The following is a 16,345-nucleotide window of genomic DNA, read 5'->3' as shown; positions in this document are numbered from 1 at the left end:
AAAATGGAAGAATACATTATGATTATTGGCGCCCATCCTGATGATGAACTATTGGGATCAGCAGGAACCATAAAACGGCTAATCAATGAAGGATATAAAGTTATTTCCATCATTACAGCTTTAGGCAGAAAAGAAGAAGCTCATCACATTAAACAATTAGGTGAACGTGCGAATCAGGAGCTTGGAATTGAGAAAGTCATCTTTCTGGAGCATACGAATTTAGAGCTTGAATGTATGCCTCTTCATAAGCTTGTGAAAGAATTAGAGCAATACATTCACGCCTATCAGCCTAGTAAAATCTTTACTCATCATTACGGTGATATCAATATTGACCACCAGAAAACATTCCAAGCTGTCTTAACAGCCGCCAGACCGCTTCCACAACGGAAACCTATTGAACTGATTACGTTTGAAACGTTATCTTCAAGCGAGTGGGAGAGGAATACGGCAGATAAACTCTTCAAGCCTAATTACTTCGTTAATATCACAGATACTATGGACGCCAAACTCGCAGCGCTTAACCACTATGATGTAGAAATGCGGGATTACCCTCATCCCCGTTCATATGAAGGCGTCAAACATTTAGGAAGAGTCAGAGGGATGACAGCAGGTGTGGAATACGCTGAAGCATTTGAAGTCATACGGAGGATCTGGAAATGATCAAGACTTTTTCTGTCCCTTATCCGTACATGGTTCAGACGCTTGATCACTATTATGGAATAAAAACTCCTCCGAAAAAAAAAACAGCATTAAAAACTCAGCTGAAAAATGAACATCTCATTCCGCGATTATACGGTAAAAAAAAGAAGCTATCCATTTTAATCACCACGTTTTGGGACTATCCGCATACCGGCGGCTTATCCAATTATATTAAAACCCTTAGTGAAGGACTTAAAAAGAAAGGGCATAAGGTGGATGTCATATCGCCTAAACAGTTTCCGACCGCAAAGGTAAAAGAATTGCGCGCGGCTGCTATTCCAAAATTGAAAGATTTCTTTACAGACAGATACGGGGATTATAACGATCATATTTTGAAAAATAATCGGCTGATGTTTATATACGAGCAAATGCTTCAAACGCTTAATTTGGAAAAATATGATGTGTTTCATGCTCAAGATTTATTTACAGCCAATATATTAGGCAGGTTCAACCGAATCTATAAAAAACCTTTACTGTTTACACCGCATGGCATGTTCACTTTCAACAGACTTAAATTTCACATATTTAAAAAAGGCTCGGTAGAAGAGTTTTATTATAAAAAATTAGAGATGAAAGCCATTGAATACGCAAATCATCTGATTATTCTCAGCGATACGTTTCGCAGTCCGCTAATGAAGCTTGGAGCAAAACAAGAAGACATGACAACGGTGATCACAGGAATAGACTACGATGTAAAAACAGGCCGGGAGAAGAATATCCCGTTTCCGAAAAATAAGATCATCATCGCATGTATTGCAAGATTAGGTCCGAGAAAAGGACATAATTATTTATTGGACGCACTCTCGCAAATTCCGCCCGATTTACTCCATCATGTTGAAGTGCTGATCGTGGGCGACGGGGAGACAAGGAGTGCCTTAGAGGAACAGGCTCGGAAATTGAATCTCTCAATGGTCTCATTCCTGGGGAAAAGAGGAGATGTTCCCGCTATTTTGGATAAGACGGACATATTCGTACTGCCGACGATTAATGATAGTCTGCCCATTTCTATAATTGAAGCGATGTTTAGCGGCTCGGCTATTATCGCTACAAATTGCGGAGGCATTCCGGATCTGATACAGCATAACAAAACAGGGATTATTGTCGAGCCGGGAAATGCGGAGGTTCTTGGCCGGGCTTTAGCGTTTTTTATCACAAACAAATCTGCACGGAAGCAGGCTGCTTCGAATGCAAAGACCTACGCTGCTAAATATTTAAGCAGTGAGATGATGATAAAAAATATCGAATCCATTTATCAAAATACGATCAGCGCGGAGGGAGATCATGAAACATGAACATGCGGCCGTTGTGCTTGATTTTAGTGCAAACGGGATCGGGATGATTCGAAGCCTGGCCCGAAAAGGAATAGATGTTTACGCGTTTGACACGGAGGAACCTTATCGTATTGGAAAATCAAGATTAGCAACATGCGGTATATGCCCCAGCCCTTTAACACAAGAGAAAGAGCTTCTGGCATTTCTGTCTGATTTTGCGAAGCAATTCCAAGTCAAGCCGGTATTATACGCAGGGTCCGATGACTATGTGGGGTTTATATCCAAATACCGCGAAACATTAGCCGGATTTTTTTTATTTTTGCTCCCGAGTCACTCGCTGTTGGAAACTGTCTTAGATAAAGATAAAGCATATGAATTAGCGATTCAACATGACATCCCTTGCCCGAAAACCTTTTTTCCGAACAATCAAGATGAGCTTGAAGAGGCGATCGCGAATATTGAGTTCCCATGTATTTTAAAACCGGTGACCGGCCACGAATTTAGAAAAAAAGTAAACAAAAAAGCAATTGTTATGAAGGATGCAGCACAATTGCGCAAGGAGTACCAGTCCTACAGAGAAAATGGAAAACTGCTCGTTCAAGAAATCATTCCCGGGGACAATCAGTGTTTTTATAAAGTCGCCACTTTTTATGATGACCAAATGAAGTTGCTCGGCTTATTTTCTCTCCAAAAAAACCACCAATTCCCTGCTGATTTTGGCACGGGCGCTCACGTCGTGAGCAAACGAATTCCTGAATTAATAGAGAAGTGCCTGCCGTTTTTTGAAGCGATTCAGCTGAAAGGTATCGGTATGGCGGAATTTAAAAAGGATCCTCGTGACAATGTGTACAAATTTATAGAGATTAATCCGCGCTTCTGGCTCACCCATAGTCTCACAGAACAGGCAGGGGTCCATTTCGTTTACATGTATTATCTGTATGTGACTGGACAGCATGTGAAGCCTCAGCTCGAACAAATAGACGGAATCAAGTGGATTTACGGGGTGCGTTACTTTTTAACATTTTTGCAGAAACGAAAAAGAGGAGAAATGACGTTCCGGACTTTTTGGAAAGGATGCAAAGGAAAAAAAGAGTATGCCCTATTTGCTTGGAATGACCCGATGCCGTTTATCAGAAGCACTTGGTCCCATCTCAAAAATAGCTGGAAACGGAAGCGAAAGGAAGATCGGCATGTATGAAATGGATTCTCTGTATGACGCAATTCAAAAGCTGAGAATTGATGAAAAATTATCATATTCGTTTGGCGAAAAGACGGCTGTGAATCCTGATGAAATAACGTGCTTAAAATCAACAAATAGAAGCGCGATTTATAAACTGCTTGTAAGAAAGAAATCTGGAACCGCTCCGCTAATTTTGAAGGTGTACAATTCGAGCCGCCATAAAAATACAGTAGAAATTAATATATACGATAGAGCCTATTCTGTCTTAAGCGATTTGCTGCCGGACATATATCTTATAGAAGAAAATGAACATGAGACGTGGATATTTATGGAGTTTGTCAGCCAGATCAGGGGGCAGCTTACATTTCATCCTAAGCATTTCGGTTATATTATTCCATCTGTCGCTGAACTGCACAGCCGCACCTTTGAGGACGAGGATCTTTCTGACGGAAAATGGCGGTCATGGCTTCCGGTATATGAATCGGAGGCTATGAGCAAGGAGCGTAATAAACAGATAAAAAAAACAGCGGCATTTCTGGATAGGGCGCTTAAAGATGAGCGTACAAAAGAAATCGTAAAGCCTCATTATCGCCAAATCACAACCTTGTTGCAACAAGAAGGGCCGGATTTTTTCCCCGAACTGATACAAAATGGTTCAGCCATCACACATGGCGATCTTCATATGCAGAACATCTGCGCCCGCAATGTCTTCAAAAATGATCCATGGGACATTCAATTTATTGATTGGGAATCAGCGAAATACGCGCCGGTTTGGTTTGATATGGTTGTGCTGGTTGAAATTTTGCTCGGTTTCAGAAAAGATTGGAGCAAGCATGCAGAAGACATTCGGACTTACTGCGTGAAAGTGTATACGAAAGAAATGAAAAAGCGGGGCATTCATTTTCGTACTCCTCCTATGACTCTTTATAAAATGGCCTACTTGCAGAGAACACTGGAGAAAGGGCTTCATACTCAATTGCGCAGAATCTTCGACAATCGGGGAGGGGAGCTGCTGCCGTATCATTTAGATAAAGTGTCACAATGGGGCCGGGAATTAGGTTTATAGGTTTACAGAGAGAGGGGGAGCGAGTTTTTGAGAGATGAGATTGGAAAGTCAAACAGTCTGGTGCCTCTCACATTATTGCGCGTAATGGATCAATTTTATGGTATCGAACATCAAAATGAACAAGAAACACTGCGGTCATTTGGTGTGGAAAGAAAGAGCTCTTCCAAAAGAAAAAAGCCATTGCGTATTTTGTACGTGACCTTTCTCCGTTATCCAAATGTCGGTGGATTAGCGAGTTATATTGCGTCAGTTAAGACAGGTTTTGATCGCATCGGTCATCGGGCAGATGTCATCTCGCCGCTCCAAATGCCGCCATCTTTTTTTCAGGAAGATATCCCGCGGGCCGCTGATGATATCAGGGCGTTTCTTTTTGGCAGATACGGTGCCGCAAACGAAAAAATTGTGAAAAACCTTAGCTATTTACTTGTGTTTCAGAGATTTTTGAATGAAAAGGGTTTAGAACAATATGATTTGTTTCACGCGCAGGATTTATTTGCGGTATTTTTGATGGGATACCTCAATCAGACGTATCGGCGGCCGCTCTTTTTTACGCCTCACGGACATTTTACTAAAAGCCGGATAAAGTTCCATAAAATACAAAAGGGTTCACTTGAAGAGGCATACTTCAGCGAAATAGAAAGACAGGGTATTCGGGCATCGGACAAAATCATTACTATCAGCGATTCCTTTCATGCGCCTTTAACGGATTACGGCGCAAAGGAGACCCAGCTGAAAACGGTTTATACCGGTATTCAATTTCAGACCGCACCGCAGCAAAAAAGTGCTGAAAAGCTTGTGATTACGTGTGTTTCCCGTCTGACAGAGCGAAAAGGACATGACGTGCTGCTGGACGCCCTCGGACAAATTCGGCAGCATTTGTCCGGGGTTGAAATATGGATAATCGGAGACGGAAACATGCGGAAGATTTTGGAAGAGAAGAAGCAAAAACTTGGTCTTTCCAGTGTGGTTTTCTTCGGAAAACGGCATGATGTGCCAGCGCTTTTGGCTGAATCATCTATTTTCGCCCTGCCCACGCTAAACGATAATTTTCCCGTAGCGATCATCGAGGCTATGTTTTCCGGAAAAGCCATTATCACCTCTGACTGCGGGGGAATACCTGAAATGATCCGGCATGAGAAAACAGGACTTATTTGTCAGCCTGGAAATAGTCGCGAGCTTGCTGATGCTCTCGTATTATTGATTACGAATAAGTCTCTCAGAGAACGGCTCGGAAAAGAAGCACACTCATATGCCGCGCAGTATCTGCGGCAGGATGTCATGGTCTCAGGAATACACAGTGTCTATCATTCATTTCTATAAAAAGGATCGGATCTTTTAGAGAGTGATGAAGATGGGGATCTTTAGATTTGTCTAACCCGTCCATTCCATCGACTGAAATGTCCCCGGCGGGTTCTTTCACAGTATTTTCCGGGTGTGATGCCTTTGCGTTTTTTGAATGACTGATAAATTTTCGGGTTCTTATATGTCAATTTTTCCCGCAATGAACATGCTGCTTAAATAATTCGGGTTATACCGCAGCCTCCGGGCGATTTCGTCGAATGTGAAGCCGGAATCATATGCCTGATGGATGGTATAAATCATATTTTCAGAAACGTTTTTCCACTGTGCGGACAACCGTGCGCCGATTCCGTCATCAGCCCATCTCTGATCTGCCGGTTGACCTTGCTTCTTTTTTTTTGCTCCGGCGGGGAAACGAGGGAGAATTGTCTTTTCGGCGATTCGTTTTCAGCATTTTGCTGAACAAGGTGTTTGTACTGAGGCAGGAAGCCGATTTGTTGTGAAGGATGAGCACCCTTTTTTATAGCTGTAAAATAATTATCTGGCGGTGAATAAGCGTACATTTGCTTCACTCATGAGCAGGTTGGGAGGCGGCATCATCCTGCCAAATGCCGTACATATTCAAAAAGCCGACTGTGTCTATTCGTTTTATTTTCAATGTTTTCACCTCTTTTGTGACCCCATTGTAAAAAAACAAATATGAAAATGTCATGAATAAACGATAACGATTCAAAGGACGTTTTACCAGAATTTTCTCCATGCAAAAAAGAGGCGGAAAGCCATTGCTTCCGCCTCCCGCACATATATATGTGAGAGCAGCCTTAATTGTTATCATTCTCTTTTTGGATTTCAGCTAATTTAGCAAGAAGAATGTGCTGAGGCATGTGCATGATCTGCTCAAGCGGCAGATTCAATGATTCTGCAAGCTTTTGAGCCGTATCGGCGGAAATTTGCAGCGGTTTCATGGATATCACTCCTTCCGTTTCTCCATTGTACTAAAATCAGAAATCAATCGTAAGAGGATATGACAAAGGAATGGAGGTTTATACAGCAGGGCTTTATAACTTAAATGGGGGAGGTTTCACATGCAATCGCCATTACTGTTATTACAGCAAAAGCTGGCTGACTATCAAAAAAAAGCCGCAGAACTGCGCACGTTAGACGAATTTATCATGCTGAAACAGACATTGCAGGAAATGATGAAGGCGTTTGCCGCCTATGAAGAATGGGATCTTTATCAAAAAACGGCCGATCTCATGGCGCAAACGGTTTTGCATATTCGTTTCAAGGAATAAGAAAAGCCCTCGCGGGGCGAAGGCTTTTCTTAAAACGTCCGTTCTTCTTGTATGTTTTTATGCTGATCAAAAATGACAAGCCTAGACGGGCTGTTTTCTTTTGCCGTCTGCTCGGCTTTCTCAATAGCGGCGTCTTTTGACGTATATAAAGCCGTCGGCGCCACATTTTCTGCCTTTACAAACCAGCCGTCCGCATCAATACTGGGTGTCACCGCATACGTTTTCATCCTTCTGACCTCCTATTTTTCTGATTACTCATTTGTTTCCCGGCAGTTGGGACAGTGAAACACATAAACAGTTGGCCTGACAAAAACAGGGAAAACGAGATAATTCTATTTTTTTTCTTGAGAAATGGTAAAATGGAGTTTGGATATTTTTTAAGGAGAGGACGGTGCTTAGCATGACAGACCTTCTGAATGATCGGCTGCCGCCGCAAAATATAGAAGCCGAACAGGCCGTGTTAGGTGCTGTTTTTTTACAGCCGTCTGCGTTAACACTGGCTTCTGAAGTGTTGATTCCAGATGATTTCTACAGAATGTCACACCAAAAAATTTACAATGCCATGCTGGTGCTTGGAGACCGCGGCGAACCGGTGGATTTGGTGACGGTGACGTCAGAGCTTGCGAATACCGATTTATTAGAAGAGGTGGGGGGCGTCTCTTACCTTACGGACATCGCAAATTCGGTTCCGACAGCGGCTAATATAGAATACTACGCGAAAATCGTAGAGGAAAAATCGATTCTCCGCCGTTTAATCAGAACCGCCACAACAATTGCCCAGGATGGGTATACGCGCGAGGATGAAGTCGAGGATTTATTAAGCGACGCGGAAAAAACGATTATGGAAGTCGCGCAGCGAAAAAATTCGGGCGCCTTTCAAAATATTAAAGACGTCTTAGTTCAAACATACGATAATATCGAGCAGCTTCATAATCGGAAAGGTGATATTACCGGGATTCCGACGGGCTTTATTGAGCTTGACCGGATGACGGCGGGTTTCCAGCGGAACGATTTAATCATCGTCGCGGCCCGTCCTTCTGTGGGGAAGACCGCGTTTGCCTTAAACATTGCGCAAAACGTCGCCACCAAAACGGATGAAAGCGTCGCGATTTTCAGTCTTGAGATGGGCGCTGAGCAGCTTGTTATGCGTATGCTTTGCGCTGAGGGAAATATTAACGCCCAAAACCTCAGAACGGGTAATCTGACGGAAGAGGATTGGGGCAAGCTGACGATGGCTATGGGAAGCCTGTCAAACAGCGGTATCTTTATTGACGACACCCCAGGCATCCGTGTCAGCGAAATACGCTCAAAATGCCGGAGACTGAAGCAGGAAAACGGTTTGGGCATGATTTTGATTGACTACTTGCAGCTCATTCAGGGAAGCGGGCGTTCAAGCGACAACCGCCAGCAAGAGGTATCGGAAATTTCCAGGGCGCTAAAATCGCTGGCAAGGGAACTTGAGGTGCCGGTCATCGCCCTGTCTCAGCTCTCCCGCGGTGTTGAGCAGCGTCAGGATAAACGCCCGATGATGTCAGACATCCGTGAATCGGGAAGTATCGAGCAGGATGCCGATATCGTCGCATTCCTGTACCGTGATGACTACTATGATAAAGAATCCGAAAACAAAAACATTATCGAAATCATTATTGCCAAACAGCGTAACGGCCCGGTGGGCACCGTCTCACTGGCATTTGTGAAGGAATACAATAAATTCGTTAACCTGGAACGGCGCTTTGACGACGGCGGTGTTCCGGCAGGTGCGTAAAGCCTCAAGTTATGTCTTGAGGCTTTTTTCATTCGAAAGAATGAGGAATTGCCGTTCGTCTGGCAGGCGAAAAAATGAAAGCGTTTTTATATAATGAAAGAAAAGGAGGAGCGATATGATATGACTATTACATTTCCGCAATTTCAAGCTGCACAAATCCGGGTGGCGCGGCCGACCGGACAGCTCAATGAAATCACCAGGTTTTATGAAGAAGGCCTCGGGCTGAAAAGAGTCGGCGAATTCTCCGAACATAACGGATACAGCGGCGTGATGTTCGGGATGCCCGGTACGCAATACCATTTAGAATTTACGGAAGAAACGGATGCATCCGCCCCGGCACCCGTCCCGCACGGTGACAGCTTGCTTGTTTTTTACATGCCGCACCAACAGGAGGTCATTCGCATCAGCACGAAATTGAAGCAGATGGGGTTTAAGGAGAAAGAACCGGAGAATCCGTATTGGAAGGAAAAAGGCGTGACGATAGAAGATCCTGACGGCTGGCGGATCGTTCTGATGAATACGAGCGGAATCTAAGAGTTTTCTTTGAACCAGGGATTCCGGGTTCTTTCTCTTGGTAAAGCGTGAAAGTTTCAGGGGTAATAGATAACAATTTAAAGAGAAAACGCTTTTAATTAAGGTTAAGGCGAACAAATATAGAATGATAAGATTTTAATGTTCGGATTTACGATTGACTTTCTGTTTCTGCACTGATACACTTAATTTGTTTGAATAAGATATCGTTTGAAAGGTTAACGGAGGTGCACGGATATATGTCTTCAGTAGTCGTAGTAGGTACGCAGTGGGGCGATGAAGGAAAAGGTAAAATTACTGATTTCCTATCAGAAAATGCAGAAGTGATCGCACGTTATCAAGGCGGAAATAATGCAGGACATACCATCAAATTTGACGGAGTCACGTACAAGCTTCACTTGATCCCATCAGGAATTTTTTATAAAGAAAAAGCATGTGTCATCGGGAACGGAATGGTTGTTGATCCGAAAGCGCTCGTAACGGAGCTTGCGTATCTTCATGAACGCAGCGTGAGCACGGATAACTTGAGAATCAGCAACAGAGCCCATGTAATTCTGCCGTACCATCTTAAATTGGATGAGGTAGAAGAAGAACGCAAAGGGGCCAACAAGATCGGCACAACGAAAAAAGGAATCGGACCTGCTTATATGGATAAAGCAGCGCGAATCGGCATTCGGATTGCAGATCTTTTAGATCGTGACGTGTTTGCGGAAAAGCTCGAACGGAACCTTGAAGAAAAAAACCGTCTGCTAGAAAAAATGTATGAAACAGAAGGATTCAAAATCGAGGATATTCTGGATGAGTATTATGAATACGGCCAGCAGATCAAACAGTATGTATGCGATACATCTGTCGTGCTTAATGATGCACTTGACGAAGGCCGCCGCGTGTTATTTGAAGGCGCGCAAGGCGTTATGCTTGATATCGACCAAGGAACATACCCATTTGTGACATCATCCAACCCGGTTGCCGGCGGTGTCACTATCGGTTCAGGCGTTGGCCCGACAAAAATCCAGCATGTCGTCGGAGTATCTAAAGCATACACGACCCGTGTCGGTGACGGTCCTTTCCCAACTGAGCTGAAAGATGAAATCGGAGACCAAATTCGTGAAGTCGGCCGCGAATACGGCACGACAACTGGCCGCGCCCGCCGCGTCGGCTGGTTTGACAGCGTCGTCGTCCGTCATGCGCGCCGCGTCAGCGGAATCACAGATCTTTCTCTGAACTCAATTGATGTGTTAACAGGCATTGAGACACTGAAAATCTGTGTCGCTTATCGTTACAAAGGGGAAATCATTGAAGAATTCCCGGCGAGCCTGAAAGCCCTCGCTGAATGTGAACCGGTTTATGAAGAAATGCCGGGCTGGACGGAAGATATCACAGGCGCGAAAACGCTCAGCGATCTTCCTGAAAATGCACGTCATTATCTTGAGCGTGTGTCTCAGCTGACAGGTATTCCGCTTTCTATTTTCTCTGTCGGTCCTGACCGTTCACAAACAAACGTCATCCGCAGCGTTTACCGCGCCAACTAGGGTGATGAAGCAGACAAGCCTCCGATCAAGGAGGCTTGTTTTTTGATCCAGGAAAAAAATAATAGATATTTTTTAAAAAAGTTATTGCCACTTTCGAATGTTCTATGATATTATAAATCTCGTTGTTACGGAACAGCTTCAATAGAGTACCGCAATGAAATGATTTGTCTGAATGCTCTATGATACATAATCCGACACATCAAGAGCCATTAGCTCAGTTGGTAGAGCATCTGACTTTTAATCAGAGGGTCGAAGGTTCGAGTCCTTCATGGCTCACCATTTTGTTATGGCCCGTTGGTCAAGCGGTTAAGACACCGCCCTTTCACGGCGGTAACACGGGTTCGAATCCCGTACGGGTCATTGATTTACTTTAGCGTTATTGCTAACTCCTTATTTGTCTCGGAGGGCTGCCACGATACAGCGCTCCGGACAAATTACTGTAAGGTCCGGTAGTTCAGTTGGTTAGAATGCCTGCCTGTCACGCAGGAGGTCGCGGGTTCGAGTCCCGTCCGGACCGCCATTTTACTTTACTTTATATAGTATAGAAAAAGAAACATCTGGCTCGGTAGCTCAGTTGGTAGAGCAACGGACTGAAAATCCGTGTGTCGGCGGTTCGATTCCGTCCCGAGCCACTTACCCAAACGCATCTGCAATAGTAGGTGCGTTTTTTTCTTTGTATATAAAAAAAGGGAGAGCCGGCTTTTCAGCCGGCCCAAGAAGAAGACGTCAAACACTAGACGGAAGTCTTTTTGGTGAGGTTTCAAAGAAATAAAATTTTTTAAAAGAACATAAAAAACATGACAAAAGAATGGCAGTTCAATACGTTTTTGCGCTGTTCTCTTTAATTTTTTTATCTTTTGACCTGAAACCGTTATAATAGACAGGGAACGTTTTTCAGCGGTCCGTTTTATGATTAGCATGAAACATCAATAGATAAGATGAAGTCATTCTGGCAGGAGGAAAATCAAGATGATGGATAAAAAGATCCTTGTAGTCGATGATGAAAAACCGATTGCAGATATATTAGAGTTTAATTTAAGAAAAGAAGGCTATGACGTGCATTGTGCGTATGACGGAAACGAAGCCGTGGAAATGGTGGAGGAGCTTCAGCCTGATTTAATTCTTTTAGATATTATGCTTCCGAATAAAGACGGGGTTGAAGTATGCCGGGAAGTCCGGAAAAAATATGATATGCCGATTATTATGCTGACGGCCAAAGACTCAGAGATTGACAAGGTCATCGGCCTTGAAATCGGAGCGGATGACTATGTCACAAAACCGTTCAGCACCCGTGAGCTTCTGGCCCGCGTCAAAGCGAATCTGCGACGCCAGCTCACAGTTGCGCCCGCAGAGGAGGAGTCGGCTTCTAATGACATTCATATCGGTTCCCTCGTGATCTTCCCTGATGCGTATGTCGTATCAAAAAGAGAAGAAACAATCGAGCTGACACACCGTGAGTTTGAGCTGCTTCATTACTTAGCCAAACATATCGGCCAAGTCATGACCCGCGAGCACCTGCTTCAAACTGTGTGGGGCTATGACTATTTCGGTGATGTGAGAACGGTAGACGTCACGGTGCGCCGCCTCCGTGAGAAAATCGAGGATAATCCGAGCCATCCAAACTGGATCGTTACGAGACGCGGTGTCGGTTATTACTTGAGAAATCCTGAGCAGGACTAACCAACGATGAATAAGGTTGGTTTTTTTCGGTCGATTCAGTTTAAGATCACGCTGATTTATGTGCTGCTCATTATCATTGCCATGCAGATCATCGGCGTATATTTTGTAAAACAGGTGGAGAATTCCCTTCTCAAGTCCTATGAATTATCGTTAAATCAGCGGATTGACAACCTTTCCTATTATATTGAACAGGAATATAAAGGTGACAATGACAGCACCGTGATCAAGGATGACGTTAAGCGTATTTTAAATGATTTTACGAAAAACAATGAAATCCGTGAGATTACGTTTGTTGATAAAAGCTATGAGGTTGTCGGATCATCAAGGCCTTATGGTGAAGAAATAGCAGGCAAACAGACGACAGATCCGATTTTTAAACGGATTTTCTCAACAAAGCAGGCCTATTCAAAAAAATACTATGACCCTAAAAGCAAAAACAGGGTGCTGATTTCGGCAAAGCCGGTCATCACCGAGAATCAGGAAGTCGTCGGTGCGATTTATGTCGTGGCCAGTATGGAAGATACCTTTAACCAAATGAAGACCGTTAACTCGATTCTTGCTTCCGGAACAGGCTTAGCCCTTGTCCTGACGGCTCTTCTGGGGATATTCCTCGCCCGGACGATTACCCATCCGCTTTCGGACATGCGCAAGCAGGCTATGGAGCTGGCAAAAGGAAACTTCTCCAGAAAGGTCAGAAAATACGGGCATGATGAAATCGGCCAGCTTGCAACGACATTCAACCATCTGACAAAAGAGCTTGAAGATGCGCAGGCAATGACTGAAGGTGAGAGAAGGAAGCTTTCTTCCGTTATCGCATATATGACGGACGGAGTCATAGCCACGAACCGTAACGGCGCTATTATTCTCTTAAACAGCCCGGCACTGGAGCTGTTGAATGTTTCACGTGAAACGGCTTTAGAGATGCCGATTACGTCTTTATTAGGCATAAAAGAGAACTTCACTTTTGAGGATTTAGTAGAACAGCAGGATTCAATGCTTCTGGAAATAGAACGTGATGATGAAACAACTGTGCTGCGGGTAAATTTCTCCGTTATTCAGAGAGAGCACGGAAAAATTGATGGGTTAATCGCGGTTCTTTATGATGTTACAGAACAAGAAAAGCTGGATCGGGAGCGCAGAGAGTTCGTTGCCAACGTGTCTCATGAGCTTCGGACGCCGCTGACGACAATGCGGAGCTATTTAGAGGCGCTTGCTGAAGGCGCTTGGGAGAATAAAGATATTGCTCCGCGCTTCTTAATGGTCACCCAAAATGAAACCGAGCGAATGATCAGGCTGGTGAATGATCTGCTCCAGCTTTCTAAGTTTGACAGCAAGGATTATCAGTTTAATCGAGAGTGGATTCATATGATCCGCTTTATGTCATTGATCATTGACCGTTTTGAAATGACGAAGGAACAGCATGTCGAGTTTATCCGAGAGCTCCCGGACAGAAATCTGTACGTGGAAATTGATCAGGATAAAGTAACGCAGGTTCTTGATAATATCATTTCAAACGCGCTGAAATACTCACCGGAAGGCGGGCATGTGACCTTCTCAGTTGATGTAAATGAAAAAGAAGAGCTGCTTTACATCAGCGTAAAAGATGAAGGAATCGGCATTCCGAAAAAAGATGTGGAAAAGGTCTTTGACCGCTTCTACAGAGTGGACAAAGCCCGGACGAGAAAGCTTGGCGGCACCGGCCTTGGCCTTGCGATTGCCAAAGAAATGGTTCAGGCGCACGGCGGTGATATTTGGGCGGACAGTGTAGAAGGAAAGGGAACGAAGATTACATTTACTCTTCCATATAAAGAAGAGCAAGAGGATGATTGGGATGAGGCGTGAAAATATAAAAACAGTCATACTGTCGGTACTTGTCATCATTAGTCTTGTTTTAACATGGGGGATTTGGACGTTCCAGCCCAATTTTTCAGAAGGCACGACCTCAACCAAATCGACTGTCCGGGAAAAGTATAAGATTGATAAGACCAGTCAAAAAATGACGCAAACGATCAAGCCGCGGGATATGTTTATTCATACAAACGGCGCCCATTACAAGGTGAATGACGAGACAATGTTTAATGATTTATGGTCCGACTTGCCGAGATGGGAAATAAAGGGCATGAAGGACATTTCAGACCAATACGACAAGCTCGGTTTTAAAAACTGGCTCTACGGAAGAAACGGCAATTCGGCGAAGCTGGATCTGCAATTCAATGACACCATTCCGATTGATATCTTTCAGACGATGTTTAAATGGTCGAATCAGTCGATGGAATACAGCTCATTTGACCGTATTGTCATTCCGTTTAATGAAAACAAGACGAATAAGAAGATTTACTTGGTGTCTTACAGCAAGCAGCTGATTCTGGAAGTGACCGTGGAATCGGCCAACTACCGCAACATGATGAACGAGCTATACAGCAAAAAATCCAGCATGCCGTTGTACCATATCTATTCGGTCGGGAAAAGCAAAGAATTTCTCATGCCGAATGAGCCGTTTGAAATGAAGGAAAAAGAATTTATTACAGAAACGATTAAGACGAATCTGTTTAAACAGACGCTCTTTAATGATCCGAGCACTGTAAGAGAAGATCCGAATTACAACCGGAATGTGCTGACTGACGGAATCAGCCGTCTGGAAATCAATTCGACGCAGCGCCAAATTCAATTCCAGCACCGCAATTTGGCGCAAAGCACCTCCTATCAAACAGGTGAGCTTATCAAGAAGAGCTATAAATATTTAGAGGATACGGGAAGCTGGACGGATCATTATCAATTTTTCAATGTCAGTGATAACCAGCAGCTGAGCTTCTACATGTTTAAAGATCAAATGCCTGTCATCAACAGCACATCTAAACCTTTTGGAGCCGGGCCTGTATTGAGCCTGCAATGGGCCAATGAAGAGGTGCTCAGCTACAAACGGCCGAATTACGTTCTCGGGCCGAACCCGATCAAAACAAAAGATGTGAAGCTGATGAGCGGCAATGAGGTTGTAGCGTTGCTGGAACAGCAGCACAAGTACGATGTGAATAAGATTGACCAAATCTTCCTGTCGTATCAGATGGTATCGTCGTCAACGAATGATCTGGTCGAGCTTGAGCCGGTGTGGAGTATGAAAATTAACGGAAAGATCGTGCCGATCACGAAGGACTTGCTGGCGAAGGAGGAGGACAATAATGGAGTGGAATAAAACAAAAACAATCTTCATCATTGCCTTCCTCATCCTCGATATTTTTCTTGGATTTCAGTTTTTTGAAAAGCGCTCCAGCAGTGAATATGAAGTGATCAAAACGTCAAATGTGGAAAACGACATGGAGATGGATCATATCGTCTTCGGTAATCTGTCTGCTGATTCAACTGCCGGTTACCGGCTGACAGCGAGCCAAAAGGTGTTTACTGAGGAAGACATCAACGGTTTAAAAGATCAAAAACCTTTAATGGACATGCCTGCAGGTGACCATAAGGTAACGACATTGAGAATGAAGTTTTCCAACCCGATCGCCTTGTCGAAGCAAAAACCGCAGGATGACGCAGAATCGCTTGTCAGCTCGAAAATAACCGGCGGCGAAAAATATAAGCTGTGGAAAACCGACAAGGATAAAAAGCAGATCACTTTTTATCAGACATATGACGGCCAATATATTTATCAGGATTATGATTCGTCCTCGGATGCTATCGGCGAGGTGATTTTGCATCTGAATGATAAAAACGAGGTTGTATCGTACGAGCAGACCATGCTGGAGTCATTCAAACGAATCCAGACAGAAAGCCTGATTCCTGAGCTTGATGCCGTTGAGTTATTGTATTCTCAAAACTACTTAAAAGCGAACTGCACCGTAAAAAGCGTGAAATTCGGCTACATTGCCCAATATCCGCTGACGAGCACGCAGGTGCTGGCGCCGGTATGGAGAATTACAATTGAAGACAAATCAAAAGGATCGAAGAAAAAGACGCTGGAAACTTACACTGTCAATGCAATGGAGAGCACAGTGATTGATAACAATCAAAATAAATAATGGAGTGAGAC

Annotated in this window: 15 protein-coding genes and 4 tRNA genes; 17 read left to right on the top strand and 2 right to left on the bottom strand. The window is 43.9% G+C overall.

Going from position 1 to position 16,345, the window contains the following annotated elements:
• Positions 1 to 3 precede the first annotated feature (3 nt).
• Genes J7E26_RS13685 through J7E26_RS13665 form a run of 5 tightly spaced genes read left to right on the top strand, consistent with a single transcriptional unit; the run spans position 4 to position 5,536 of the window.
• The gene (locus J7E26_RS13685) at positions 4 to 660 is read left to right on the top strand and encodes a PIG-L deacetylase family protein (RefSeq protein WP_214800277.1); all 657 of its coding nucleotides are present in this window, start codon (positions 4 to 6) and stop codon (positions 658 to 660) included.
• The gene (locus J7E26_RS13680) at positions 657 to 1,991 is read left to right on the top strand and encodes a glycosyltransferase family 4 protein (RefSeq protein WP_214813562.1); all 1,335 of its coding nucleotides are present in this window, start codon (positions 657 to 659) and stop codon (positions 1,989 to 1,991) included. Before J7E26_RS13685 ends, J7E26_RS13680 begins: the two co-directional genes overlap by 4 nt.
• Positions 1,981 to 3,168, top strand: a complete 1,188-nt coding sequence (locus J7E26_RS13675; RefSeq protein WP_214813559.1) for a carboxylate--amine ligase — start codon at positions 1,981 to 1,983, stop codon at positions 3,166 to 3,168. Before J7E26_RS13680 ends, J7E26_RS13675 begins: the two co-directional genes overlap by 11 nt.
• A complete protein-coding gene (locus J7E26_RS13670) occupies positions 3,161 to 4,216 on the top strand; it encodes a phosphotransferase (protein ID WP_214800275.1) in 1,056 nt (351 codons plus the stop codon). Before J7E26_RS13675 ends, J7E26_RS13670 begins: the two co-directional genes overlap by 8 nt.
• A 27-nt stretch (positions 4,217 to 4,243) precedes the next feature.
• Positions 4,244 to 5,536, top strand: a complete 1,293-nt coding sequence (locus J7E26_RS13665; protein ID WP_214800274.1) for a glycosyltransferase family 4 protein — start codon at positions 4,244 to 4,246, stop codon at positions 5,534 to 5,536.
• 800 nt (positions 5,537 to 6,336) lie between these two features.
• On the opposite strand, the gene J7E26_RS13660 is transcribed toward J7E26_RS13665, so the two are convergent.
• Positions 6,337 to 6,480 carry a YycC family protein gene (locus tag J7E26_RS13660; RefSeq protein ID WP_214800273.1) on the bottom strand — a complete coding sequence of 48 codons (144 nt, stop codon included), beginning with the start codon at positions 6,478 to 6,480 and terminating at the stop codon, positions 6,337 to 6,339.
• A 120-nt stretch (positions 6,481 to 6,600) separates the two neighbouring features.
• On the opposite strand from J7E26_RS13660, the gene J7E26_RS13655 reads away from it, so the two are divergent.
• On the top strand, positions 6,601 to 6,810 hold the full coding sequence (locus J7E26_RS13655) for a hypothetical protein (RefSeq protein ID WP_214813556.1): 210 nt from the start codon (positions 6,601 to 6,603) through the stop codon (positions 6,808 to 6,810).
• A gap of 29 nt (positions 6,811 to 6,839) precedes the next feature.
• On the opposite strand, the gene J7E26_RS13650 is transcribed toward J7E26_RS13655, so the two are convergent.
• Positions 6,840 to 7,037 (bottom strand): DUF2188 domain-containing protein, encoded by a 198-nt coding sequence (locus J7E26_RS13650; RefSeq protein WP_214800272.1) that lies wholly within the window; start codon positions 7,035 to 7,037, stop codon positions 6,840 to 6,842.
• A gap of 173 nt (positions 7,038 to 7,210) precedes the next feature.
• On the opposite strand from J7E26_RS13650, the gene dnaB reads away from it, so the two are divergent.
• The 11 genes from dnaB (at position 7,211) to J7E26_RS13595 (ending at position 16,334) form a co-directional block, all read left to right on the top strand.
• Entirely contained in the window at positions 7,211 to 8,575 is a 1,365-nt protein-coding gene (gene dnaB / locus J7E26_RS13645) for a replicative DNA helicase (RefSeq protein WP_214800345.1), read from the top strand.
• 120 nt (positions 8,576 to 8,695) lie between these two features.
• Entirely contained in the window at positions 8,696 to 9,109 is a 414-nt protein-coding gene (locus tag J7E26_RS13640) for a VOC family protein (RefSeq protein ID WP_214800271.1), read from the top strand.
• 236 nt (positions 9,110 to 9,345) lie between these two features.
• Entirely contained in the window at positions 9,346 to 10,638 is a 1,293-nt protein-coding gene (gene purA, locus J7E26_RS13635) for an adenylosuccinate synthase (protein WP_214800270.1), read from the top strand.
• A 203-nt stretch (positions 10,639 to 10,841) separates the two neighbouring features.
• Positions 10,842 to 10,917 (top strand) — tRNA-Lys (locus tag J7E26_RS13630).
• A 9-nt stretch (positions 10,918 to 10,926) separates the two neighbouring features.
• Positions 10,927 to 10,998, top strand: a tRNA-Glu gene (locus J7E26_RS13625).
• Positions 10,999 to 11,081: 83 nt separating this feature from the next.
• A tRNA-Asp gene (locus tag J7E26_RS13620) sits at positions 11,082 to 11,158 on the top strand.
• 39 nt (positions 11,159 to 11,197) lie between these two features.
• Positions 11,198 to 11,270 (top strand) — tRNA-Phe (locus J7E26_RS13615).
• 340 nt (positions 11,271 to 11,610) lie between these two features.
• Positions 11,611 to 12,318 carry a cell wall metabolism DNA-binding response regulator WalR gene (gene walR, locus J7E26_RS13610; RefSeq protein WP_004393104.1) on the top strand — a complete coding sequence of 236 codons (708 nt, stop codon included), beginning with the start codon at positions 11,611 to 11,613 and terminating at the stop codon, positions 12,316 to 12,318.
• A 6-nt stretch (positions 12,319 to 12,324) separates the two neighbouring features.
• Positions 12,325 to 14,160, top strand: a complete 1,836-nt coding sequence (gene walK / locus J7E26_RS13605; RefSeq protein ID WP_214800269.1) for a cell wall metabolism sensor histidine kinase WalK — start codon at positions 12,325 to 12,327, stop codon at positions 14,158 to 14,160.
• Positions 14,150 to 15,508 carry a two-component system activity regulator YycH gene (gene yycH / locus J7E26_RS13600; protein ID WP_214800268.1) on the top strand — a complete coding sequence of 453 codons (1,359 nt, stop codon included), beginning with the start codon at positions 14,150 to 14,152 and terminating at the stop codon, positions 15,506 to 15,508. Before walK ends, yycH begins: the two co-directional genes overlap by 11 nt.
• On the top strand, positions 15,495 to 16,334 hold the full coding sequence (locus J7E26_RS13595) for a two-component system regulatory protein YycI (RefSeq protein WP_214800267.1): 840 nt from the start codon (positions 15,495 to 15,497) through the stop codon (positions 16,332 to 16,334). The genes yycH and J7E26_RS13595 overlap by 14 nt, the downstream gene beginning before the upstream one ends.
• Positions 16,335 to 16,345: the final 11 nt, after the last annotated feature.

The sequence above is a fragment of the Bacillus sp. ISL-51 genome, assembly GCF_018613535.1.
Taxonomy (GTDB): Bacteria; Bacillota; Bacilli; order Bacillales; family Bacillaceae; genus Bacillus.
Note: the sequence above shows the minus strand (reverse complement) of the source record. Positions and strands in the feature narration are given on the sequence as shown.

What these genes read in the sequence shown, in the direction of transcription:
- J7E26_RS13685 (WP_214800277.1), top strand. Translation starts at nt 4, where the DNA reads ATGGAAGAATACATTATGATTATTGGCGCCCATCCTGATGATGAACTA.
- J7E26_RS13680 (WP_214813562.1), top strand. Translation starts at nt 657, where the DNA reads ATGATCAAGACTTTTTCTGTCCCTTATCCGTACATGGTTCAGACGCTT.
- J7E26_RS13675 (WP_214813559.1), top strand. Translation starts at nt 1,981, where the DNA reads ATGAAACATGAACATGCGGCCGTTGTGCTTGATTTTAGTGCAAACGGG.
- J7E26_RS13670 (WP_214800275.1), top strand. Translation starts at nt 3,161, where the DNA reads ATGTATGAAATGGATTCTCTGTATGACGCAATTCAAAAGCTGAGAATT.
- J7E26_RS13660 (WP_214800273.1), bottom strand. Translation starts at nt 6,480, where the DNA reads ATGAAACCGCTGCAAATTTCCGCCGATACGGCTCAAAAGCTTGCAGAA.
- J7E26_RS13655 (WP_214813556.1), top strand. Translation starts at nt 6,601, where the DNA reads ATGCAATCGCCATTACTGTTATTACAGCAAAAGCTGGCTGACTATCAA.
- J7E26_RS13650 (WP_214800272.1), bottom strand. Translation starts at nt 7,037, where the DNA reads ATGAAAACGTATGCGGTGACACCCAGTATTGATGCGGACGGCTGGTTT.
- dnaB (WP_214800345.1), top strand. Translation starts at nt 7,211, where the DNA reads ATGACAGACCTTCTGAATGATCGGCTGCCGCCGCAAAATATAGAAGCC.
- J7E26_RS13640 (WP_214800271.1), top strand. Translation starts at nt 8,696, where the DNA reads ATGACTATTACATTTCCGCAATTTCAAGCTGCACAAATCCGGGTGGCG.
- purA (WP_214800270.1), top strand. Translation starts at nt 9,346, where the DNA reads ATGTCTTCAGTAGTCGTAGTAGGTACGCAGTGGGGCGATGAAGGAAAA.
- walR (WP_004393104.1), top strand. Translation starts at nt 11,611, where the DNA reads ATGGATAAAAAGATCCTTGTAGTCGATGATGAAAAACCGATTGCAGAT.
- walK (WP_214800269.1), top strand. Translation starts at nt 12,325, where the DNA reads ATGAATAAGGTTGGTTTTTTTCGGTCGATTCAGTTTAAGATCACGCTG.
- yycH (WP_214800268.1), top strand. Translation starts at nt 14,150, where the DNA reads ATGAGGCGTGAAAATATAAAAACAGTCATACTGTCGGTACTTGTCATC.
- J7E26_RS13595 (WP_214800267.1), top strand. Translation starts at nt 15,495, where the DNA reads ATGGAGTGGAATAAAACAAAAACAATCTTCATCATTGCCTTCCTCATC.